This window comes from Clostridium amylolyticum (assembly GCF_900142075.1).
GTDB lineage: Bacteria > Bacillota > Clostridia > Clostridiales > Clostridiaceae > Clostridium_AA > Clostridium_AA amylolyticum.
This window is the reverse complement of the sequence record NZ_FQZO01000005.1, coordinates 210718-232082: the sequence shown is the minus strand read 5'-3', so window position 1 is coordinate 232082 and position 21365 is coordinate 210718. Positions and strand designations below refer to the sequence as shown.

Sequence of the window (21365 nt, the reverse complement as noted above, 5' to 3'; positions counted from 1 at the left end):
TGCATTTTGTGTCTTATAGTGGTAAGATTATAAATAATTTATAATATTACCTTTTGAGAGGGGAGAATAAAATGAGCGATATAATTGATTTTAATGAACTTAAAAATAAAGTTAAGGAAAAAGATGTGGATAAGTTTGAAGAGTATATATACAGCCTTTATTATTCTATGGCTTCAGGAGAAATAACCATGGCTGAAGTATCAAGAAAGATAAAGGAGTATATGGATAGTAACAATATATCTGAAGAAAAGCTCTTTAACATTCAAAAGAGATTAATGGATAGATATGGCGTGGATATGGATTCTATAAATGCTCAGATGAAAAATTTTGGCATTGATATGAATCAGCTGGGAATTAATCCAGGTTCTCAAAACTATGAGGATATAAGAAAAAATCTAAGTTTTTATGAAAAATATAAAGACAAAATTTCTGTAAAGCCCTTCACTAGATATAGTGTAAAAAATAATGTTAATGATGTGGAGGTCTTTATTGAAGATGACAGCGTCATACTTAAAAGTGATAAAAAAATAGATTTAAAGGATTCAGAGCTTAATGAATTTTTAGTATCCTACAAAAAAGTTATAAAAGATAAAACATTAAAAATTTCTATATGTGAAGATTCTTCTAAATATGAATATTAGTATGTATGCTCTAAAATTATATCCTGTAATGTTAAAAAAGTAGCCTAGGCTACTTTTTTTATTTTACATAATGAAAATTGTCATCAAATTCAAATCCTAAATTTATGGATAGAGAATTTAACTTTTTAAATATTCTATTCTTTTCAGCACCTTGTGCTGGAGTAGGGCAGTAATCATTTTTATGATTTACTGAAGATATGGAGGTAGGAATTACCTTAACACCCATGTTGTCCATATTATTGCCTTTAAACTTATACTGAACTTGAACTATCATTGTATCTTTATCTGAAGGGTTACTATTTCCGCCAAAAGCAAAATTTCCAAGGGAGTAGAATATAAACTTGTCTTTATATTTTTCTACACTCTGTAATACATGAGGATGGTGGCCAATTATAAGGTCAGCACCGTTATCTATAGCAAAATGCGCCATGTTTTTCTGAACAGCATAAGGCTTATAATCTCTTTCTATACCCCAGTGAGCAGTTAAGACAACTATGGCTCCCTGAGATTTAAGCTCATCTATATCCTTTTTAACCTTTGCTTTCATGTCAGAGCTTTCGTTCCAAATTTCATAACCTAAAAAGCCAAATTTCACACCTTTTATTTCCTTAGTGTATTTGTGCCCTGCGCCAAAATAGTTTATTTTGTTATCCTCTAAAGCCTTTTTTGTATCCTTAAAACCCACTTGGCCATAATCAAAAGTGTGATTGTTAGCTAAATTAACAGCTTCTATATCGCCTTCCACTAAAGCTTTTGCAAGCTCAGGGTCTCCTTTAAAATTAAACTTCTTATTAGTATTAATCTTATCATGTTTAGTTAAAGGACCTTCTAAGTTTACAATACTCAGATCATCTTTTTCAAAAATAGATTTCACATTTTTAAAAAAGTAAGCATAGTCATTATTTTTAGCTCTTAACATAGCTGGAAGGGAAGTAGACTGATTAAAGTTTTTATCCGTACCTAGGGTACTATCTCCAGCAAAACTTAAAAGTATTTCTGTTTCTTTATTTTTTTCAGCTTCTTGCAAAGCCTTTTGTTCTTTTTCCTTTTTATCTTTTTCTTCTTTTGCTGCAGAGGCATCTAACTCTTTTGAAGCGGTCTTTGCCTCCTCATTAGTTTTATTTTTGGTATTATCTAAAGAACAGGAAGATGTAATAAATACCATAGATAAGACTAAAGATATCATAGAAAATTTTTTAATATTTCTTTTTAACAAATGTTACACCACCTTATTTTATGTATAATTATTGTAAATCAAATATAAAAAATTTACAAATAAGAAATATGTTATAATTTTATAATCTTTTTATATTAACTTGTAACGATACATTAATTAAATACGTATATACTAATGAAAAGGGAATACTTAAACAAAATTAACATTAGTGGCGAGGGGTGAAGGAGTTGCAGGAGGATCTAAAGCTGGTTAAGGAAGTATTAAATGGTAATATGGACAGCTTTAACATATTGGTAAATAAATATGAACTTATGATTTTAAAATACGTATATAGCCTGCTAAAGGATAAAGAAGCTGCGGAAGATATTACCCAGGAGGTCTTTATCACAGTTTATAATAAGCTTTATACCTATAATTCAAAATATAAGTTTTCCAATTGGATAATTCAAATTGCAAAAAATAAATCTATAGATTATGTGAGAAAGTATAGAAGAGTATATGAAGCCAATTTGGAAGAAGTACAGGAACTAAAAGCTCAAAGCCCTTCTCCAGAAGAACAAGCAGAATTTAATGAGGTAAGAAGACTTATTATGGTTTTTATTGATACTTTAGGAGAAACAGATAAACAGATTATATTACTGCGCTATACTCAAGAACTAACCTTTTTAGACATAGCTGAAGTTCTGGATATTAGTGAATCAGCTGTAAAAAGAAGATTTTATAAATGTAGGGATAAATTTAAAGAGTTCAGGAGTAAAAATCCAAACTTAGGGGTAAGAGAGGTGTAGTTTATGAACTGCAGTACTTTTAATAAATACTTAAAAGACTATATGGAAGATAAGGTTTTTATGGAGGTGAAAAATTCTATGGATGAGCACCTAAAAACCTGCAGTAATTGTAAAAATATATATGATAAAGAAATGGAAATTGATAAGATATTTCACAGTGTCTTAGTTGGAGATAACATCAGTTTTAAAAGTTCTCGAGTAAATATAATAAGTCAAATAGATAAAAATAGATACTCTAAGAATCCATTAGTAAAACTAAAATATTCATTAATAAGAAACAGGTTTAAACTTATGTCTACCCTAGCAGCTGCAATGTTTGTTTTTATCATAATACATGGAAATGTTTTATCTAAATTAATGGAAAAACCTATAGTTAGCGTTGCAAGTAATGAGATGAATAAAGACAAAGTTAATGAAGTAAAAAGTGAACCCAAAAGTGAAATAACCAATAAAAAACTAAGTAAAGAAGAAGTTAAGCAGGATAAAGTCATGGATTATAAGTCTTTAGTTAATGAATTAGGGACAATGAATAAAGCTTATGAAAATACTTATGTACCAGAATTTAAAATATCTTCAAGGCTTCAGAATAAAAAGTATGACTACCCCTCTTCTTGGAAGGCGTCACCTAGTAAAAAGTTCAGTGTGCTTTTAGACGGTAAGGGCGAAATGTTAGACGCTGAAGGAAGTACAGGAATAATACAAGGGGCTTTAGAGGAAGGTACAGCCACTATAGTGGTTAAAGATAATAAGCTTAATCAGTATAGGGATATTAATATAGTAAATAAAAATACTCAAAATTCCCCTTTGTATTTAGAATGGGTAGATGATGATAATTTACTAGTGGTGGTAGGTTTAGGTCATGGAACAGTAGTAAGAGGTGGAAATTTATATTTGCTTAACGTAAATACTGGTAATGCCACACTTGTATATCAAACAGCTAATGATAAAGAACAAGTGGCCACGGTTAAGAAGCTGGATAAATCCTTAGAGCTGAATTTAGCGGTTTATGAAGATGATAATTTTGAAAAGCTTCATGTAGAAAAGAAAAATATAACTTTTGATTTAATTACTTTTGAAGATATGGCTAAGAGTTCTATGCCTACAGGTATAGGAATTATAGATCTATCTAGCGCCATAAATGAAAGGGATTATAATACAGCTAAAGCTTTGTTTTTAGAAGATTACGATGCTTATTATAAAAGCACCTTGGGAGAGCTTAAAGACATAGATTCCATGAAAATAAATAAGCTTATAAAGATAGATAACTTTGCACAAGCCAAGTTAGAAGCATATAAAATAAGCGAGGTTATAACCTATTGTGCAGAAATTGAGTACAACTTACAGCCCCGTTATCAGGGACCCCTTAAGCAAGGGGTAAATTACCAAAAGATAATAATTGTAAAAACTAGCGATGAAAACAAATGGAGAATAGCCGACATATTTACTTCTCCACAATCGTAGGATAAAGACAATTTAAAATTTAGAATTTAAAATGTAGAATGGTGGATAGTTTTTCTGGAAAAGAACCAGAAAAACTTACGAGCTTAAAAGAAAAACAAAGAAACTCCTAGGGGAGTTTTTTTGTTTTGTGGAGGACTTTATAGATTATTAATTGTTTTGGAAATGGTATTTATCATGATACAATAATATAGAAGAGTATTAACATAAAATACTAAAGGATGCAAGGGTTTTAAAGGAGAAAACATGAAAGGATATAAGTATATTGTTCTAACTATATTGGCATTAGGTATTTTATTTTTCTCTATTAGTGGAAGTGGTAATACAGTACCTGAAAATACAAGCCCTCCTAAGGAGGATAAAAAGCGAATTGTATTATTGGCACATGTTTACAATAATGCTTATTGGAACATAGTAAAAAAAGGTGCTGAAGATGCAGCCAAGGAAAGGGGTTGTATACTTGAGTATGATGGACCGGAGACAAGCTCTCTTCAAGAAAGTTTAAGATTAATAGAAAAGTCCATAATAGCAAAAAAAGATGGAATAATAACCTATGTGCTGGAAGAGCAACCTACCATACCATTAATAAATAAAGCCATAGCTAAAGGTATCCCAGTAATCACCGTAGATACCGATGCCAAGGATTCTTCTAGAATAGCTTATGTGGGCACGGATAATAAGAAGGCTGGAGAAGTGGCAGCGGAGGTTTTGATAGGTAAGTTAGGCCGTAATGATGAGGTGGGTATTATTATGGGAGGAAGCAATAATACTAACCAATTAGAAAGAGTAGAGGGCTTTAAAGGCTATTTACAAAAACATAGTAATATTGAAATAGTGGATATAAGATCCTCTAATTCCTATGCTTTAGAAGCAGAACTGGCTGCAAAAAAGATACTTAAGGAGGCACCTTATGTAGATGCAATTTTTTGTACAAGCGCCCTAGACGGTATGGGAGCGGCCAGGGCAGTGGCAGATATAAAGATGCAAGGAAAAGTTCATGTGATAAGCTTTGATGACCTGCCAGAGACTTTGGATTATATCAATCAAGGGGTTATTTATGCTACGCTGGCTCAAAAACCTTATGATATGGGATATAAAGCTGTGAATTTTATGATGGATATATTAGAGGGAAAGAATGTTGAAAAGGGTGAATATATTACTAACACTGAGGTTATAACCAAAGCCATATTAGATGCCCAAAAAAAAGGAGAAAAGTTAAAGTGAATTACAGAAGCTTACGCATAAGATTGTTGGGATTCATAGCTATTGCGCTAATATCTATTATTTCTGTAAACATTTACTCGGTGTTAAGAATAAGATCCTTAGAGAATCAATATAATGACATGATAAATAAGATGTTTATAATAAACAACATAAACAAAGAAATAAATTCTTCCAAGGTATACTTAGAAAAGTACTTTTTAACAAAAACAGACAGCGATTTAAAAAATTACATCAGCCATTATGAAATCGCCTCTGATAATGTTAAAAAGCTAGATAACTATAAGTTAAGCGAGGGAGCTTATTTAGTGAAGGATTTAAAAAACACTGTAGAAAGCTACCTAGAGTCATCTCAAAATGCTATATTGGTCTTTTACATCTATGATAGAGGGGAAGAATTCTATAGAAACCTTCAGGAAACCAGAGAAATAACTACATTTATAAATGAATATTCATTAAAGATACAAGATGAATATTTAAAGTATAATGAACAGCTTTATAAGAATATTTCCGAAAATAATACTAGAAAAAATATAATACTTTTAATCTCAGTAGCATTAATGCTTCTTTGCGCATCTGCCTTTGCCATGCTTATGACTAGAGATATTACTGAGCCTTTAAATCATCTAACAGAACTTTCTAAAAAGGTAGCTGCTGGTGAGTTTCATGTACCTAAGCTAGAAAAACCTGAAATATATGAACTTCAGGTGGTGACAGAAGGGTTTAATACCATGGTAGAAGATATTAACAAACTTATTAATGAAATACAAGGTAAAGCAGCCATTGAACAAAAATTAAAAGATGAAGAACTGAAAAATCTTTTAGCACAAAATATGTTAAAGGAATCTAGGCTTAAAATGCTGCAATCTCAGATAAATCCCCACTTCTTATTTAATACTTTAAACGCCATAGTACTCACAGCGGTAGAAGAAGGAGCCTATGATACTGAGCAGATGATCAATTCCGTAGCTGTACTATTAAGGTATAGCCTTAATATGATTGATCATGTAACCACCATAGGTGAAGAATTTGAAATAATAAAAGAATATTTATTTCTGCAAAAGATTAGATTTGGTGACAGGGTAAAATTTAATATAAACCTAGATGATGATATTTTAAATATAAAGATACCAGGAATGATACTTCAGCCTTTAGTGGAAAATGCCTTGACTCATGGTATAGAAGGAAAAGAAGAGGGCGGTATAATAAATATAGAAGCCATAAGCATAAGAAAGCACTGCATAATTAAAATTGAAGATAATGGAGTGGGAATGAAGGAAGAAAAGGTTAAGGATATATTAAAGGGGAATGAAGTTTCTAAAATGGCAGGGTATAGCACTGGACTAGGAGTAGGTAATGTTATAAATAGACTGAGAATATTTTTTGGGGATGAAGATGTTATTACTATTTTAAGTAAAGAAAATCAAGGAACCAAGATTTATGTTAAAATCCCTTTAGAGGAGATGAACTTAAATGTTTAATGTGCTTATAGCAGATGACGAGGAGCTAGAAAGAAGGGCAATAAGAAATATAATATTGGATAAATTTTCAGAACAGTTTATTATATACGAAGGAAAGAATGGAAGAGAAGCTATAGAAATTGGAGATAGAATAAGACCGGATTTAGTTATAATAGATATTAAAATGCCAGGAATAAATGGCATTGAAGCTATAAAAGAAATGCACAAAAAATTGCCAGATACCTATTTTATCATAGTCACCGCCTATGACTATTTTAATTATGCCAAAGAAGCTATTGAATATAATGTAAAGCAATATATTTTAAAGCCCTTTAAAAGGGATGAATTTGCAGATAAGATTAGGGAAGCTATAAATCATCTAGAAACAGCAAAAAGAAAGAGGAGCAGGGAGTTAGAACTTAAGGAGAGGCTTTACTCCATGGAGCCAGCTATTAGAAATGAGTTGTGCAGTAGCATTATTTTCAATAGGTTAAACCTAATAGATTATAAGTTATATCAAGAAAGTATTAATATAACCTTAAATAATTCCTATGCTATGGCTATAAAAGTAATAAGTAATAGTGGATTTAATCTTTCTTTAATAAGAGAATACTTAGAAGAAAAGTGTAAGGAATATACAGAGCTTATTACATATAATTTATCTCAAGATAAAATTATAGCTTTTTGTAAAAAAACTGAGGATGCAGATAGTGAAAAAGAGTCAGAAGAACTAGCTAGGAAAATAAGAAAAATGCTTAGGGAAAAATTTAATTTAAATTCTTATGTAGGAATAGGATCCTTAGTAGATGACATACTAAATCTCACCTGCTCTTATGAAGAGGCTGAAAAGAGTCTTGAAGCCTGTAGTGATAAGGGAAAAATAGTTCATTTTAATAATTTAAATGTTAAGGATACAAAAGTACAAAAAAATTATTATGGAGAAGGTGAACAAAGTAAGAGAATACTAAATGAAGCCTTAGATTACATAAGGGAAAACTATAATAAAGATATTACATTAGAAGCTCTGGCGAATCATGTAAACGTTAGCCCCTTTTACTTTAGTAAATGCTTTAAAGAACTTACTGGTATAAACTTTATTGATTATCTAACAGATTATCGCATAAAGGTTGCAAAAGATATGCTTAGAAAGGGAAGCTTTAATGTAAAGGAAATATGCTATGAAGTAGGATATAGCGATCCTAACTATTTTAGCAGAGTCTTTAAGAAAATTGAAGGAATAAGCCCTACGGAATACAAAAATAAAGCCTATTAAAAGTATTTAAGAAAAAGTGCTATATAATTATGCTATATAGCACTTTTTTGCTGTTATAATCACAAAAAAGTGAAGAAGGATAACAATTATTTCTATGTTACAAATAATTTTTACAGATTATTATTAATATATAAACAAAATAGTAACAAGGGGGAGAAAATATGAAAAAAATATTAGCTATAATGGCAGCTGCATTAATCACTGCTTCAGCCTTAGTAGGTTGTGGAAACAAGGGTGATGCTGGTAAAACAGGAGCAGATGGTAAAAAGGCATTGAAAGTAGGAGTAGCCCTTTACAAATTTGATGACACCTTTATTTCTACAGTTAGAAAGGCTATAGAAGAAGAAGCTAAGGCTGTAGGAAGTAAGGATGGAGTAGAGATATCTTTAAACTTTACTGATGGACAAGGGCAACAAGCTGCACAAAACGATCAAATAGATACATTTATTACTCAAAAGTATGATGTACTAGCAGTTAATATGGTGGATCGTACAGCAGCATCAGTAATCATCGATAAGGCAAAACAAGCTGGTATTCCAGTAGTATTCTTTAATAGAGAGCCAGTAAAAGAAGACATGGCTAAATGGGATAAATTATTTTATGTAGGAGCTAAAGCGGAAGAATCAGGTACCATGCAAGGACAAATGGCGGCTGACTATTGGAAGAAACACCCTGAAGCAGATAAAAATAAAGATGGAAAAATACAATATGTTATGTTAGAAGGAGAGCCAGGACATCAAGATGCAATACTAAGAACTCAGTTCTCCATTAAGGCTTTAGACGAAGCAGGAATAAAAACAGAAAAGTTAGCTGGCGACACAGCTAACTGGCAAAGAGCTCAAGGTCAGGAAAAAATGGGAGCTTGGTTATCTTCTTTTGGAGACAAGATAGAAGTGGTATTTGCTAATAATGATGACATGGCATTAGGCGCTATAGAAGCATTAAAGGCTGCAGGATACTATACAGGGGATAAATTTATACCAGTAGTAGGTGTAGATGCTACAGCTCCAGCTCTTGATTCATTAAAAGAAAACAAATTGTATGGAACAGTGCTTAATGATGCAAAGAATCAAGGTAAGGCAATACTTAATACAGCATATTCATTAGCTAAAAAAGAAGACCCAAGTAAATTCGTTGAAGGAATTACTGATGGAAAATATAAATGGGTTCCATATCAACCTGTAACTAAAGAAAATGCAGAGAAAATGAAATAAGATATTTAATTTACATTGCTCAAGGGGTGATCCCCTTGAGCACAATAATATATAAAAGAGGTTGAAAGAGGTGTTCCTATGTCAGAGAAATTCATATTAGAAATGCGGGACATTTCCAAGAGCTTTCCCGGAGTAAAAGCCCTAGATGGGGTAAGTATAAATGTAAGGCCTGGTTCTGTACATGCTCTTATGGGGGAAAATGGTGCAGGAAAATCTACTCTTATGAAATGTCTATTTGGTATTTATAAACAAGATGAAGGAGAGGTTATTTTAGAAGGTAAGAAAGTAGAATTTAAGAATTCAAAGGACGCTCTGGACAATGGTATTTCTATGATTCATCAGGAACTTCATCCTGTACCTCATAGAAGTGTTATGGAAAATATATGGCTGGGAAGATATCCAGTAAAAAGTATAGCTGGCATAAAGGCTGTAGATCACAAAAAAATGTATAAGGATACCCATGAGCTTATGGAGGAATTACAGATGAGTATTAAGCCTGATACGCTTATGTCCAAGCTTTCTGTGTCTCAAACTCAAGCGGTGGAAATTGCCAAAGCTGTATCTTATAGATCTAAGGTTATTGTAATGGATGAGCCTACCTCCTCTTTAACAGAAAATGAAGTTGCTCATCTTTTTAAGATTATAAACAATTTGAGAAAACAAGGCGTAGCTATTATATATATTTCACATAAGATGGAAGAAATATTAACCATATCTGATGAAGTTACTATAATGAGGGACGGTAAGTACGTTGGAACTTGGGAATCAAAGGAATTAACTACAGATCTCATTATTAGAAAGATGGTAGGAAGGGATTTAACTAATAGATTTCCTACTAGAGAAAACGTTCCAGGAGAGGTTGTACTTAAGGTTCAAGAGCTCACCTCATCCAATCCAAAGTCCTTTAAAAATGTTAGTTTTGAGCTTAAAAAAGGTGAAATACTAGGAGTGGCTGGATTGGTGGGAGCACAGCGTACGGAGATGGTAGAGGCTTTATTTGGGCTGAGAAGTACCATTGGAGGTATAACTTATTTACATGGAAAACCAGTAAAAATTAAAACTCCTATAGATGCAAAAAATCACAAAATCGCTTTATTAACTGAAGAAAGAAGGTCAACAGGGATATTTCCAGTATTATCTATAGAGGATAATATGTTGGTTGCTTCCATTCATAATTACATTAAAAGAAAAACTATAAATAGTAAGCAGTGTGTAAAGGTGGTAAAAGAAAATATTGATGTTCTTAGAATAAAAACACCTTCTCATAAAACAGAGATAAAAAACCTTTCGGGTGGTAATCAGCAAAAGGTTATTTTCTCTAGGTGGCTGCTAACAGATCCTGATATATTAATCCTTGACGAACCCACTAGAGGTATAGATGTGGGAGCAAAATATGAAATATATTCTATTATTGCTGAGCTTGCCAAAAAAGGCAAAAGTATAATAATGATATCTTCAGAATTGCCAGAACTTCTAGGCATGTGTGACAGAATAATGGTTATGTGTGAAGGAAGAGTAACAGGAACTGTGAACTCTGAAGAAGCAAATCAAGAAATAGTAATGAATTACGCAACTCAATTTGCCAAGCAAGGGGGCTTATAGAAATGACTGCAGAAAATGAAAATAAAAGTAGTAAATTTAATATAAAAAATATAAGAGATTTTTCTAGTAAGAATGCCATTTATTTAGTACTTTTAGTATTATTTTTAAGCATAGGACTTTTAGAAAATAGTTTTTTCTCTTTTGGTAATATTAAAAATGTATTGTTAATATCTTCTGTACGTATAATTATAGCACTAGGAGTAGGAGGTGCTCTTATCACTAGAGGGACTGACCTTTCCGCTGGTCGTGTGGTAGGCCTAACAGCCTGTATTTCTGCTAGTTTATTGCAGAGGCCGGATTATGCATATAAACTTTTCCCAAACCTCCCTCAGCTTCCTATAATAGTGCCAATTCTTCTTGCCATAGTAATTGGTATGCTTATAGGACTTGTAAATGGATTGGTGGTAGCTTATTTAAAGGTTCCTCCCTTTATAGCTACCTTAGGTATGATGGTTATAGTTTATGGATTTGCATGTATTTATACCAATGCACAACCCATTGGAGGTTTAAGAAATGATTTTACCTCTTTAGCTTCTGGAGCTAAATTTTTTGTACCTAACTTGATACTTATAGCAGCATTAGTAGGGCTGTTAATATGGTTTATATTAAATAAAACCCGCTTTGGAAAGTATATATATGCCATCGGTGGAAATCCTGCAGCTGCTGAAGTATCAGGAGTTAATGTGGAAAAAACCTTAGTAAAGGTCTATGCCTTAGCGGGAGCTCTTTATGGCCTTGCAGGTGTATTGCTAGCTGCCAGAACGGGTGGAGCTACAAATAACTATGGTCAAATGTATGAATTAGATGCCATTGCAGCAGCTACCATAGGTGGTGTTTCCACCTCAGGTGGTATAGGAAAAGTATCTGGAATAATAACAGGTGTACTTATATTTGAAGTGTTAAATAATGGACTTGTAATACTAGGAGTATCTGCATATTGGCAGCAAGTAGTAAAAGGCGTAATAATCATAGGTGCCGTAGCCTTTGATATAAGAAAATACCTTAGCAAAAAATAATTTAGAATAGGAAATTTAATTTAGAATTTAGAATTTAGAATGTAGAATGAAGGATAGTTTTTCTGGAAAAGAACCAGAAAAACTTACGAATTAATCAAGAGAAGCTTCTGTTGAAGCTTCTTTCTTTTTTTCATACATTCAAAGAAACTCCTTGAGTTTCCTCCTTCATTTTCAATTTTAAATTTTAAATTCTAAATTATTTAAGTTTCCTCCTCCATTTTCAATTCTAAATTCTAAATTCTAAATTAATAAACATAATGTTCATAAGTTTATATAATATTATGATATATAATTAAATTAAATAGCATGCAAGGAGGGTATTTGAGTATGAAAGTTTTATTTACTTTTAAGGACTTTTTAGGTGAGAGGAAAAAAGAATTGGAAGACTTGGGATATGAATTATATTTTGAAAAAGAAAGTGATATAGAGTTTAAGCCTTATATGGAAGAGGTAGAAGTACTTGTTTGTTATAATCCCTTTAATAATGTTGACATAAAGAAGTTTAAAAAGCTTAAGTGGATTCAACTTTCTTCCGTGGGGTTAGATCAAATCTCTGAGGAAGTAGGAGAAGTTATTAGAGATAGAGGCATAATATTAACTAACAATAAAGGGGGATATGGAATACCTATAGGTGAGTGGATTGTTATGAGTATACTAGAGCTTGCCAAAGGTTCCCAATGTCTTTTTGAATTTAGACGTGAAAGAAAGTGGAGGCCAATTTATAATATCACAGAGATTTATGGGAAAACCATAGGTATATTAGGAACAGGAAGTATAGCTATAGAAGCTGCTAAAAGATTAAAGCCCTTTGAGGTAGAACTTTTAGGAGTAAATACTGATGGACGATTAGTAGAACCCTTTGATAAATGTTTTTCTATTAATGACATTAGTACTGTGCTAAATAAAAGTCATATGGTGGTGGTAACCCTTCCTAATACTGAAAGTACTTATCATTTATTAGATGAAGCCAGTTTAGAAAAAATGAAACCAGGCAGCTATATTATCAATGTTTCTAGAGGTAAGGTAATTGATGAAAAAGCTCTTATAAGAAAGCTTGAAGAAGGTCATATAAAAGGAGCTGCATTAGATGTATTTGAAGATGAGCCTATACCTAAGGACAGCTTGCTATGGGGTATGAAAAATGTCATAATAACACCACATAACTCCTGGGTTAGCGATAATGGGTTTGAAAGAAGAACTCAGCTTTTCTGTGATAATTTAAAAAGATATATTAACGGCAAAAAGTTAATGAATAGAGCAGATTTTAAAAAAGGATATTAATAATAAAGCATTGCTTAGCATTTTATACATTATTGCAAGCAATGCTTTATTTAAGCTGATACGTCGTGTTATAATTTCATTGGAATGTATTATTAAAAATATATGTGTATGGAGAATATTATGAAGAAAAGTTATGAGTTTTATAAATGGAGAATATGGTTAATTTTAGCAGCGGCTTTTGTAATGGCCCTTTTTCATCGTATGGCCTCAGGAGTGGTGGCAGAAGAACTTACAAAAGAACTCAGCTTATCCGCGTCTCAGCTAGGAAATATAGCATCTATAACTTATTATACCTATGCCTTTATGCAAATCCCTGCAGGAATGCTCTTAGACTCCATAGGCCCAAGAAAGGTCAGCGCATTAGGAATGCTATTTACTGCTTTGGGATCAGTGGTTTTTGGAGCGGCAACTAATGTTTACCTGGCATACTTAGGAAGGTTTCTTGTAGGACTAGGAACCTCGGTAATATTTATTTCTGTTCTTAAAGCTCAATCTAATTGGTTTACTTTAAAAGAATTTTCCAAAGCATCAGGAAGGCTATCCTTTATAGGAAACTTGGGAGGAGTATTGGCAACCTTTCCCTTGGCTGCTTTAGTACTTAAGGTGGGATGGAGAGGTTCCTTTTATATAATGTCTTTAATATGTTTTATTATTTCAGTTTTTATATGGAAGTATGTGAAGGATACTCCAGCTGATTTAGGCTTCGAAGATATCAATAAGGTAAAGACTCCTGTAAAAGTTAATATAAAAGAAGCTTTCATAATCGTAACCAAAAATAGTGTTACCTGGAGAAATTTCTTACTATTATTTGCGCTGGTTGGGTGTACTACCACTTTTACTGGTCTTTGGGGAGTAACCTATCTTACTTCTGTGTACGAATTAACAAAGGCTAGCGCAGCCTTTTATATATCTTTTGTAATTTATGGATTTGTTGTGGGTTCTCTATTTATTGGAAGAGCATCTCATATATTTAAAAATAATTTAATGATGTATCCAAGAATAGCGGCCTCCATAATTACAATAATATGGTTTTATATATTGATAATTGCACAGGGACAACCACCTCTTAATGTTTTGCCAGTGTTGTTCTTTTTAATGGGAGCATTAGCTATGTCACATATTCTTTGCTTTACAGATATCAAAGAAAATATATCAGAAAGCTATAACGGTATTGCTACCAGCATAGTTAATTCAGGTGAATTTATAGGAAGTTCCATAATAAGTATATTCATAGGAGTAATATTAGATACAAAATGGCAAGGGACTATGATAAATGGTAGCAAAGCTTATGGCATTGCAGAATATAAATTGGCATTTTTGTTATTTTTAGCTATATCCGTTATAGGGGTATTTGCATCTTTTATTAAGCCAACGGAGGTATGTACTAATGAAGAATTAGTAGAGGAAGTTTTATAATATAAACTTATTATAAATTTTTGTATTATGTACCTACCACATATATTTTAATTTGTGTTATACTTTAAACAATTAATTTTTTTGTGTAGGGGGAAACATGAAAGTAAGTAAAAAATTGAAGAAAAACATATTTTACATTCTTTGTATTATCGTTGGGGTTTCTGGTGCTCTAGCCTTTACATCTACAGTTTTTTCAGGAAGTAAGGCCAATGCTAAAAATTCAGGCAAGCTTGTAATAGTTTCACCAGATAAATTGAAAAAGTTTGATTTTAAAGATGCTATTACAGTAGAAGAAAATGAAGCTTTTGAAAAGTACAAGCTAATTCTTTCTAAGGATTCCAATGAATTAAATGGTGAAATGTATAATACTGGATACAAAGTCACATTGGATAAAGCCACATTGAAAAATATAGAATTAAATGATAAGACTTCTTATGGTTTTAACAATGATGTGGAGATAAAATCTGTGTCAGGAAATTTAGAAATTATATTTCCTACCCAGTATAAAGAAAATTTTGTTTTTCAACATCCTGTAAGCAAGAATGAAGTGTACATATTGATTGCTAAAAAAGCTAATCCTTATTCTTATAGCGTTACCGTAGACCCAGGTCATGGGGGAATTGATACAGGGGCAAATGTCGGACAGCTTTATGAAAAGGATATTACATTGAAAATAGCAGATTATATGAAAATGGGACTTATTTATGGCGGTAGTAAGATAGTAATGACTAGGGAAGATGATGAAATTAATGATAATGATAGACAAAGGTTAAGAGAAATTACAGAAATAGCTAATAAGGCTAATACGGATATTTTTGTTTCTATACATCTTAACTCTTTTGAAACATCTGAGCCAAAAGGTATTGCAACTTATTATTATACAAAAGGCCATGAAGACCAGGCTACAGAAAGAGAAAAATTAGCATCTATAATACAGAAAAACATTATTTCAAAAGATGGATGGCGTGATAATGATATTAGAAAAGAAAATTTTCAGGTGCTGCGAGATACAAAGATGCCTTCCGTGCTTATAGAAGCGGGCTACATCTCTAATGCTGAAGATAGGTCCAAGCTTCAGCAGGATAAGATACTTTATAATATTGCTGAAAGTATTAATAATGGTATTTTTGAATATCTTAATAAAAAATAGGTTTATTATATATAATATTAAGTTTTTTTTGCACTACTGTCTATTAGACGCTAGTGCTTAAAATATTTTAGTAAGAGGGGAAGTAATAAAATGAAAGATGTAGCAGAATTTTTTGGGTGGCTGACAGTGGCTTTTTATACTTTGGCATTATTTAATTTTTTAATGAAGGCTGTAAACAAAAAATACCCTCTAAAGATAAAAGAAAACAAAAAGTTTGAAGAAATTTATAAAACTGTTATGAAGTATATAATTAGATACCATAAATTAATTGGTATTATAGCAGCTATAGGTTTAACAGTGCATTCATCCATTATGTATTTTAATGTAGGTTTAAGAATAACAGGATTAATTGCTGCTTCTCTAATGGTGTTAGACGCTTTAATTGGTATTTATGGATATCTAAGTAAGAAAAAAAGAACAGATCCTTTGTTTGATGTTCATAGGGTAATAGCATTTGTCCTTCCACTTGCCATAGCAGTTCATCTTCTATTTAAATAATATATTACATGTTGAATTTAATTTTTTAAATAATGGTAAAGTATGATAAAAGAAAGGAGGGGCAAACATGGAAATTCAGTTGTTAAAATGTCACGGTTCAGGAAATGAATTTTATTTAATTGATGAAATTAGTAATGATTATAAGTTTACTGAAGAAGATAGAGTAGAAATAGCAAAGACACTTTGTGATAAGCTTACTGAGCTTGGCGCAGATGGAATTTTATTTCTTTTACCTAGCAAAGTAGCCCAAGGGAAGATGAGAATATTTAACTCCGACGGTTCTGAGGCTGAAATGTGTGGTAATGGTTTAAGATGCATAGGAAGATATGTGATGGAAGGCTTAAATACAAATAGTGTAACCATTGAAACCATGAAGGCTAAGTATGATATTTCTCATTGTGAAGATATTTATGAAGGAGTATATACAGTAGAAGTGGTTATAGATACCGTAGACTTTAATGTGTCTTCCTTGCCTCTTAGCTATAAAGAGCCTAAATTGTTATTTAAACCACTAAGGGCGCTTACAGATAAATATTTGTTTTCAGCTGTGAGTATTACTAATCCGCATATAGTGGCTTTAGTGGAAGATATTGATGATACCGAGCTTACTACCATAGGAGTTGAAGCTAATAGCAATAAGGATATTTTTCCTCAAGGGGTAAATGTAAACTTTGCAAAGATAATAGATGAAAATAGTATATTTGTTAGAACCTATGAAAGAGGAGTAGGATTAACACCTTCCTGTGGAACAGGTATGACTGCATCCTCCATAATAGCTTCTATTAATGATAATAGTAAGCTAGGCAAGAGGCTAGATATAGTAAATCAAGGCGGTATGATAAGATGTATGGTAAATAGAAATTTACAAGGACATATAAGTGTAAATTTTATGGGTAACGCCACATACATTTATAAGTGCACTATTGAATATAAATTAGCCAGCTATAAACTAATTTCAGAAAAGGAAAGCTTCTTTAAGGAAGGGGAAATTTATCAAAGATTTCTTGAAGAGGTGGAAGATAAATATAAATAATAGAACTGGACTTTAAGTCCAGTTCTATTATTTATAAATTCCATATTTAATTATTTCAATATATTCGTCTAATTCTTTAAAGATGGGTTCTGTATTGTTTATTAAATCCATCTCTTTTCCTTTATAATTTAGCATTATCTTATTTGAATAACCTTCTAATAAAATCATAGAAAATTCAATGGCTCTTTCCTTTGACACACCTAATTTCAGCCTACTTTCTTTCATGTAGCTAAAAAGATATTTATCATATATTCCTTGAGAAAAACTAAGTATTTCAATATAAATTTCATTAATTTCCTTTTGGAGCTTAACCGGTGGATTTATAAAAGTTTTAACTATAAGTTCTGATTCTTTAGGATAAAGAATAGCCAGCTTTTGTTTTATTATGGTCATGGCTTTTATTCTTTCAAAAAAATCCTGGGATGTGACCTTCTCCGCTTCTTCTAGCATTATTTTAACTAGTAATTCTGTAATTGTTTTTACTATGTATAGGTAAAGATTCTTTTTGCTTTTGAAATAATGAAATAATATTCCTTTTGAAATACCGGCTTTTGAGGTTAAAACATCAGTAGAGGTATGATCATAACCATTCTTTGCAAATTCTTCTATACAGACCTTTAGTATAAGCTCCTGCTTTTCTTCTGACAATTTTTTAAAAGCTTCTGTCAATAATAACACCTCTGGTTTCTTAAATATATTTCTTATTTGGTTGACTATGAAGTCAATATAATTATAAACCATATTTATTCCTATAACAACATAAGTAATTATATTGTTATACGAATTGTTTTTAAGATACATAAAGCAGTAAATAATTTAATGTACTACAGTGATAATTTAATAAATTTAATCCTATACATTTTAAAAAAAGATAAAATGAAAGTATGTGGTTTAAAAAAATCATTTTATGCAAAAATATATGGATGCCAACCTCTAGATATGATATAATTTTAAAATATTAATTCATTTATCTGAAAAAGGCATGGCGTAGTAATGAAAAGGGGGAATACAAATGAAAAAGAAAAAAAGGTCTATTACTATTTGGATAATAGCAGCTTTAATACTTGGTATTATATTTGGAATAATAGGTAATGTTTTAATGCCTACAGCTTTTAATGCATCAGTTATAAAGTGGGTCCTAAAACCTATGGGGGATGTATTTTTAAGAGGAATTAAGATGGTGGTTATACCTTTGGTATTATTCTCCTTAATATGTGGTACAGCTAGTATGGGCGATATTAAAAAGCTAGGGAGAATAGGGGGAAAAACTTTAGCTTTCTATTTATCTACCACTGCTTTTGCTATAACCTTAGCTCTTATTATGGCAAATATTTTTAAACCGGGTATGGGGGTAGTTCGGACAGTTTCATCCGCAAATATAAATACACAAACACCACCTTTTATTATGGATTTGTTTGTAAATATGATTCCTACCAATCCTGTGGAATCTTTAATAAAAGGTGACATGCTTCAAATTATAACCTTTGCTGTAATATTTGGAGCGGCACTTACCTTATTGGGCAAAAAGGGAGAACCGCTAATAGAGCTATTTAATGATATAAATGATGTATTTTTAAAAATAATAGAATTGGTTATGTTAACAGCACCCTTTGGAGTATTTGCTCTTATATCTCAGGTGGTTTTAACTCAAGGGATAGATATACTTCTGTCTCTTTTAAAATATTTCTTAGTGGTAGTATTAACCCTTGTTATTCATACAGTGGTAAGCTATGGTGGATTATTAAGGGTTTTAGGTAAGGTAAACCCTATTCCATTTTTTAAAAAGTTTTGGCCAACCATGCTGGTGGGATTTAGCACTTCTAGTAGTAATGCCACCATACCGGTAACCATGGATGCTTGCACAAATAAATTAGGAGCTGCAGATAAGATAACTAGTTTTACAATACCTCTAGGTGCAACTATAAATATGGATGGAACTGCTATAATGCAGGGGGTAGCTGCCATGTTTATAGCTCAAGTTTACGGGATACATATAAGCTTATATCAGCAGTTAATGATAATACTTACAGCTACTTTGGCTTCCATTGGTACTGCAGGTGTTCCAGGAGCAGGAATTGTAATGCTGTCTATGGTATTACAACAAGTAGGTCTTCCATTAGAAGGAATTGCTTTAATACTAAGTGTAGATAGACTTTTGGATATGATGAGAACAGTTACTAATATTACTGGAGATGCAGTTTGCACCATAATAGTATCTAACTCAGAAAAAGAATTGGATCATAAAGTATATAATTGTATTGGGACAAGTAAAGAGGCTGATAGCATTGAATCTGTATAAATTTAAAAATATATCTTTCTTTTTTATTTTTCATATGATAGAATGTAAAGAAAATTAGTAAAAAATCAAACCTGGGTAGAGGCGCTATCATTAAGAGTATCTATTTTTAGCCGGCAGGCAGTGAGAAATAGAAAAAGGAATGATGGCCGAAGGAGTTTTTCTGGCAAGAAAGCTTCCTGGTTGTGTATAAAATATGTATACAATTGTCACATAAGTTTTCATGTGGAGAGCTACAAGGTACACAAGCTTGCATTTAACTTTGCAGCAAAGGTGTTCCTTTGCTGCATTATTATTTATATGCAGTTATTTAAAGTTAATGGTGTACCGTGAATTCTCAATACTCTACCCGCTTATATAAGCGGGATTTTTTATATTAAAAAATATTGGAGGTACAAAATGAGATTATTTGGAACAATGAACCTAAAGGAAAATGTTTTATGTGTAGGTGGAATAAAAGTAACAAATTTAGCAAAAAAATATGGTACACCACTTTATATTATGGATGAACAACTAATTAGAGAAACTTGTAGAAGTTATAATAACTGCTTTAAAGTAGAAACAAAGAATAATAGGGTAGCTTATGCTGGAAAAGCTTTTTTAACTTTAGCCATGTGCAAAGTCATTGAAGAAGAAGGACTTTGGCTAGATGTAGTTTCAGGAGGAGAGCTTTATACTGCATATAAATCAAATTTTCCTATGGAAAGGGTTTATTTTCATGGAAATAATAAAACATTAGATGAAATTGAGTTAGGTATGAGGGTAGGAGTAGGGCGTTTTGTAATAGATAATGACTTTGAAATAAATAATTTAAATAATATAGCAGAATCCTATGGAAGAGTACAAAAAGTTCTTTTAAGAATAACTCCTGGTATAGAAGCACACACTCATGAGTATATTAAGACTGGTCATATAGATTCTAAATTTGGATTTTCTACATTAGGAGATTCTATAATCGAAGCTGTAAAAAAAGCAATTGAGCTTCCTAATATAGAACTTGTGGGATTACACTGTCATATAGGATCACAAATATTTGAAATAGCTCCTTATGAGGAAGCTTGCAATATTATGCTTGCTCTTATAAGAAGAATTTATGATGAAACAGGGTATCTTATGAGAGAATTAGATTTAGGAGGAGGTTTTGGTATATATTATAAAGATGGTGATGAGCCTAAAACTACCGAAGAATATTGTATAGCCATAATTAATAGAGTGGAAGAGGTTTGCAAAAACTTAGATATTCCAGAGCCAATTTTAACTATTGAGCCAGGAAGGTCTATTGTAGGTAATTCTGGTATAACTCTTTATACCGTTGGTTCTATTAAAGAAATACCTGAAATAAATAAATATGTATCAGTAGATGGTGGAATGACAGATAATATAAGACCAGCTTTATATAGCGCTCAGTACGAGTGTGTAGTTGCCAATAGAGTAATTCAGGACATTAGTGAAAGGGTAACTATATCAGGAAAATGTTGTGAGTCTGGAGATATATTGTTAAAGGGGGTTGCCATGCCTAAAGTATACAGTGGAGACATGTTAGCTATTTTATCCACAGGTGCTTATGGATATTCTATGAGCAGTAACTACAATAAGATTCCAAAGGCGGCAGTAGTAATGGTATGGAATGGACACGAACGATTGATATGTAAAAGAGAAAGCTATGAAGATATAATAAAAAATGAAGTAAGATGATTTGTTAATAATATATTAATAATGATGAATGTCAGCTTAGTGCTGACATTTACTATTTATGATAAAAACAAGATGTGATATAATAATCAATACCACTTAAAATAATATTGAATAATGCTTTGTGAAAAATTTATATATATTTAACA

The 21365-nt window shown here is 31.7% G+C and carries 18 protein-coding genes and 1 riboswitch; of the genes, 16 read left to right on the top strand and 2 right to left on the bottom strand.

The annotated features are described in order from the left end of the window. The first annotated feature begins 71 nt into the window (after positions 1-71). On the top strand, positions 72-641 hold the full coding sequence (locus BUA82_RS12695) for a DUF3867 domain-containing protein (protein ID WP_073008755.1): 570 nt from the start codon (positions 72-74) through the stop codon (positions 639-641). 58 nt (positions 642-699) lie between these two features. Here BUA82_RS12695 and BUA82_RS12690 read toward each other — a convergent pair whose 3' ends face one another. Next, entirely contained in the window at positions 700-1857 is a 1158-nt protein-coding gene (locus BUA82_RS12690; RefSeq protein ID WP_242948971.1) for a CapA family protein, read from the bottom strand. A 188-nt stretch (positions 1858-2045) separates the two neighbouring features. Here BUA82_RS12690 and BUA82_RS12685 point away from each other — a divergent pair, with 188 nt between their 5' ends. The 13 genes from BUA82_RS12685 (at position 2046) to dapF (ending at position 17228) form a co-directional block, all read left to right on the top strand. Then, positions 2046-2606, top strand: a complete 561-nt coding sequence (locus tag BUA82_RS12685) for an RNA polymerase sigma factor (protein ID WP_073008752.1) — start codon at positions 2046-2048, stop codon at positions 2604-2606. A 3-nt stretch (positions 2607-2609) separates the two neighbouring features. Further along, positions 2610-4067: a DUF4652 domain-containing protein gene (locus tag BUA82_RS12680; RefSeq protein WP_073008749.1), complete on the top strand. Its 1458-nt coding sequence runs from the start codon at positions 2610-2612 to the stop codon at positions 4065-4067. Positions 4068-4310: 243 nt separating this feature from the next. Further along, entirely contained in the window at positions 4311-5288 is a 978-nt protein-coding gene (locus BUA82_RS12675; protein ID WP_073008746.1) for a sugar-binding protein, read from the top strand. Then, the gene (locus tag BUA82_RS12670) at positions 5285-6766 is read left to right on the top strand and encodes a sensor histidine kinase (RefSeq protein WP_073008743.1); all 1482 of its coding nucleotides are present in this window, start codon (positions 5285-5287) and stop codon (positions 6764-6766) included. Before BUA82_RS12675 ends, BUA82_RS12670 begins: the two co-directional genes overlap by 4 nt. Continuing rightward, positions 6759-8018 carry a response regulator gene (locus BUA82_RS12665; protein WP_073008740.1) on the top strand — a complete coding sequence of 420 codons (1260 nt, stop codon included), beginning with the start codon at positions 6759-6761 and terminating at the stop codon, positions 8016-8018. Before BUA82_RS12670 ends, BUA82_RS12665 begins: the two co-directional genes overlap by 8 nt. Before the next feature lie 161 nt (positions 8019-8179). After that, positions 8180-9232 carry a galactose ABC transporter substrate-binding protein gene (locus BUA82_RS12660; RefSeq protein ID WP_073008737.1) on the top strand — a complete coding sequence of 351 codons (1053 nt, stop codon included), beginning with the start codon at positions 8180-8182 and terminating at the stop codon, positions 9230-9232. Positions 9233-9310: 78 nt separating this feature from the next. Then, a complete protein-coding gene (locus BUA82_RS12655; protein WP_073008734.1) occupies positions 9311-10834 on the top strand; it encodes a sugar ABC transporter ATP-binding protein in 1524 nt (507 codons plus the stop codon). A gap of 2 nt (positions 10835-10836) precedes the next feature. Continuing rightward, a complete protein-coding gene (gene mglC, locus BUA82_RS12650; protein WP_073008731.1) occupies positions 10837-11850 on the top strand; it encodes a galactose/methyl galactoside ABC transporter permease MglC in 1014 nt (337 codons plus the stop codon). A 327-nt stretch (positions 11851-12177) separates the two neighbouring features. After that, the gene (locus BUA82_RS12645; protein WP_073008728.1) at positions 12178-13131 is read left to right on the top strand and encodes a phosphoglycerate dehydrogenase; all 954 of its coding nucleotides are present in this window, start codon (positions 12178-12180) and stop codon (positions 13129-13131) included. Between the two features lie 120 nt (positions 13132-13251). Next, the gene (locus BUA82_RS12640; protein ID WP_073008725.1) at positions 13252-14547 is read left to right on the top strand and encodes an MFS transporter; all 1296 of its coding nucleotides are present in this window, start codon (positions 13252-13254) and stop codon (positions 14545-14547) included. Positions 14548-14644: 97 nt separating this feature from the next. Beyond that, positions 14645-15697, top strand: a complete 1053-nt coding sequence (locus BUA82_RS12635; RefSeq protein ID WP_073008722.1) for an N-acetylmuramoyl-L-alanine amidase family protein — start codon at positions 14645-14647, stop codon at positions 15695-15697. Positions 15698-15787: 90 nt separating this feature from the next. Continuing rightward, positions 15788-16195, top strand: coding sequence for a hypothetical protein (locus BUA82_RS12630; protein ID WP_073008719.1), 408 nt, complete (start codon positions 15788-15790; stop codon positions 16193-16195). A 67-nt stretch (positions 16196-16262) separates the two neighbouring features. Beyond that, positions 16263-17228: a diaminopimelate epimerase gene (gene dapF / locus BUA82_RS12625; protein ID WP_073008716.1), complete on the top strand. Its 966-nt coding sequence runs from the start codon at positions 16263-16265 to the stop codon at positions 17226-17228. A gap of 27 nt (positions 17229-17255) precedes the next feature. Here the strand turns inward: dapF and BUA82_RS12620 are convergent, their stop codons facing one another. Beyond that, a complete protein-coding gene (locus tag BUA82_RS12620; RefSeq protein WP_073009129.1) occupies positions 17256-17897 on the bottom strand; it encodes a TetR/AcrR family transcriptional regulator in 642 nt (213 codons plus the stop codon). A 343-nt stretch (positions 17898-18240) separates the two neighbouring features. Between BUA82_RS12620 and BUA82_RS12615 the strand changes: the two genes are divergently transcribed. Beyond that, on the top strand, positions 18241-19527 hold the full coding sequence (locus BUA82_RS12615) for a dicarboxylate/amino acid:cation symporter (RefSeq protein ID WP_073008713.1): 1287 nt from the start codon (positions 18241-18243) through the stop codon (positions 19525-19527). Positions 19528-19595: 68 nt separating this feature from the next. Continuing rightward, a riboswitch (Lysine riboswitch) is annotated at positions 19596-19768 on the top strand. A gap of 155 nt (positions 19769-19923) precedes the next feature. Next, on the top strand, positions 19924-21219 hold the full coding sequence (gene lysA / locus BUA82_RS12610) for a diaminopimelate decarboxylase (protein ID WP_073008710.1): 1296 nt from the start codon (positions 19924-19926) through the stop codon (positions 21217-21219). The last annotated feature ends 146 nt before the right edge of the window (positions 21220-21365 follow it).

What these genes read in the sequence shown, in the direction of transcription:
- BUA82_RS12695 (WP_073008755.1), top strand. Translation starts at nt 72, where the DNA reads ATGAGCGATATAATTGATTTTAATGAACTTAAAAATAAAGTTAAGGAA.
- BUA82_RS12680 (WP_073008749.1), top strand. Translation starts at nt 2,610, where the DNA reads ATGAACTGCAGTACTTTTAATAAATACTTAAAAGACTATATGGAAGAT.
- BUA82_RS12675 (WP_073008746.1), top strand. Translation starts at nt 4,311, where the DNA reads ATGAAAGGATATAAGTATATTGTTCTAACTATATTGGCATTAGGTATT.
- BUA82_RS12665 (WP_073008740.1), top strand. Translation starts at nt 6,759, where the DNA reads ATGTTTAATGTGCTTATAGCAGATGACGAGGAGCTAGAAAGAAGGGCA.
- BUA82_RS12660 (WP_073008737.1), top strand. Translation starts at nt 8,180, where the DNA reads ATGAAAAAAATATTAGCTATAATGGCAGCTGCATTAATCACTGCTTCA.
- BUA82_RS12655 (WP_073008734.1), top strand. Translation starts at nt 9,311, where the DNA reads ATGTCAGAGAAATTCATATTAGAAATGCGGGACATTTCCAAGAGCTTT.
- mglC (WP_073008731.1), top strand. Translation starts at nt 10,837, where the DNA reads ATGACTGCAGAAAATGAAAATAAAAGTAGTAAATTTAATATAAAAAAT.
- BUA82_RS12645 (WP_073008728.1), top strand. Translation starts at nt 12,178, where the DNA reads ATGAAAGTTTTATTTACTTTTAAGGACTTTTTAGGTGAGAGGAAAAAA.
- BUA82_RS12640 (WP_073008725.1), top strand. Translation starts at nt 13,252, where the DNA reads ATGAAGAAAAGTTATGAGTTTTATAAATGGAGAATATGGTTAATTTTA.
- BUA82_RS12635 (WP_073008722.1), top strand. Translation starts at nt 14,645, where the DNA reads ATGAAAGTAAGTAAAAAATTGAAGAAAAACATATTTTACATTCTTTGT.
- BUA82_RS12630 (WP_073008719.1), top strand. Translation starts at nt 15,788, where the DNA reads ATGAAAGATGTAGCAGAATTTTTTGGGTGGCTGACAGTGGCTTTTTAT.
- dapF (WP_073008716.1), top strand. Translation starts at nt 16,263, where the DNA reads ATGGAAATTCAGTTGTTAAAATGTCACGGTTCAGGAAATGAATTTTAT.
- BUA82_RS12615 (WP_073008713.1), top strand. Translation starts at nt 18,241, where the DNA reads ATGAAAAAGAAAAAAAGGTCTATTACTATTTGGATAATAGCAGCTTTA.
- lysA (WP_073008710.1), top strand. Translation starts at nt 19,924, where the DNA reads ATGAGATTATTTGGAACAATGAACCTAAAGGAAAATGTTTTATGTGTA.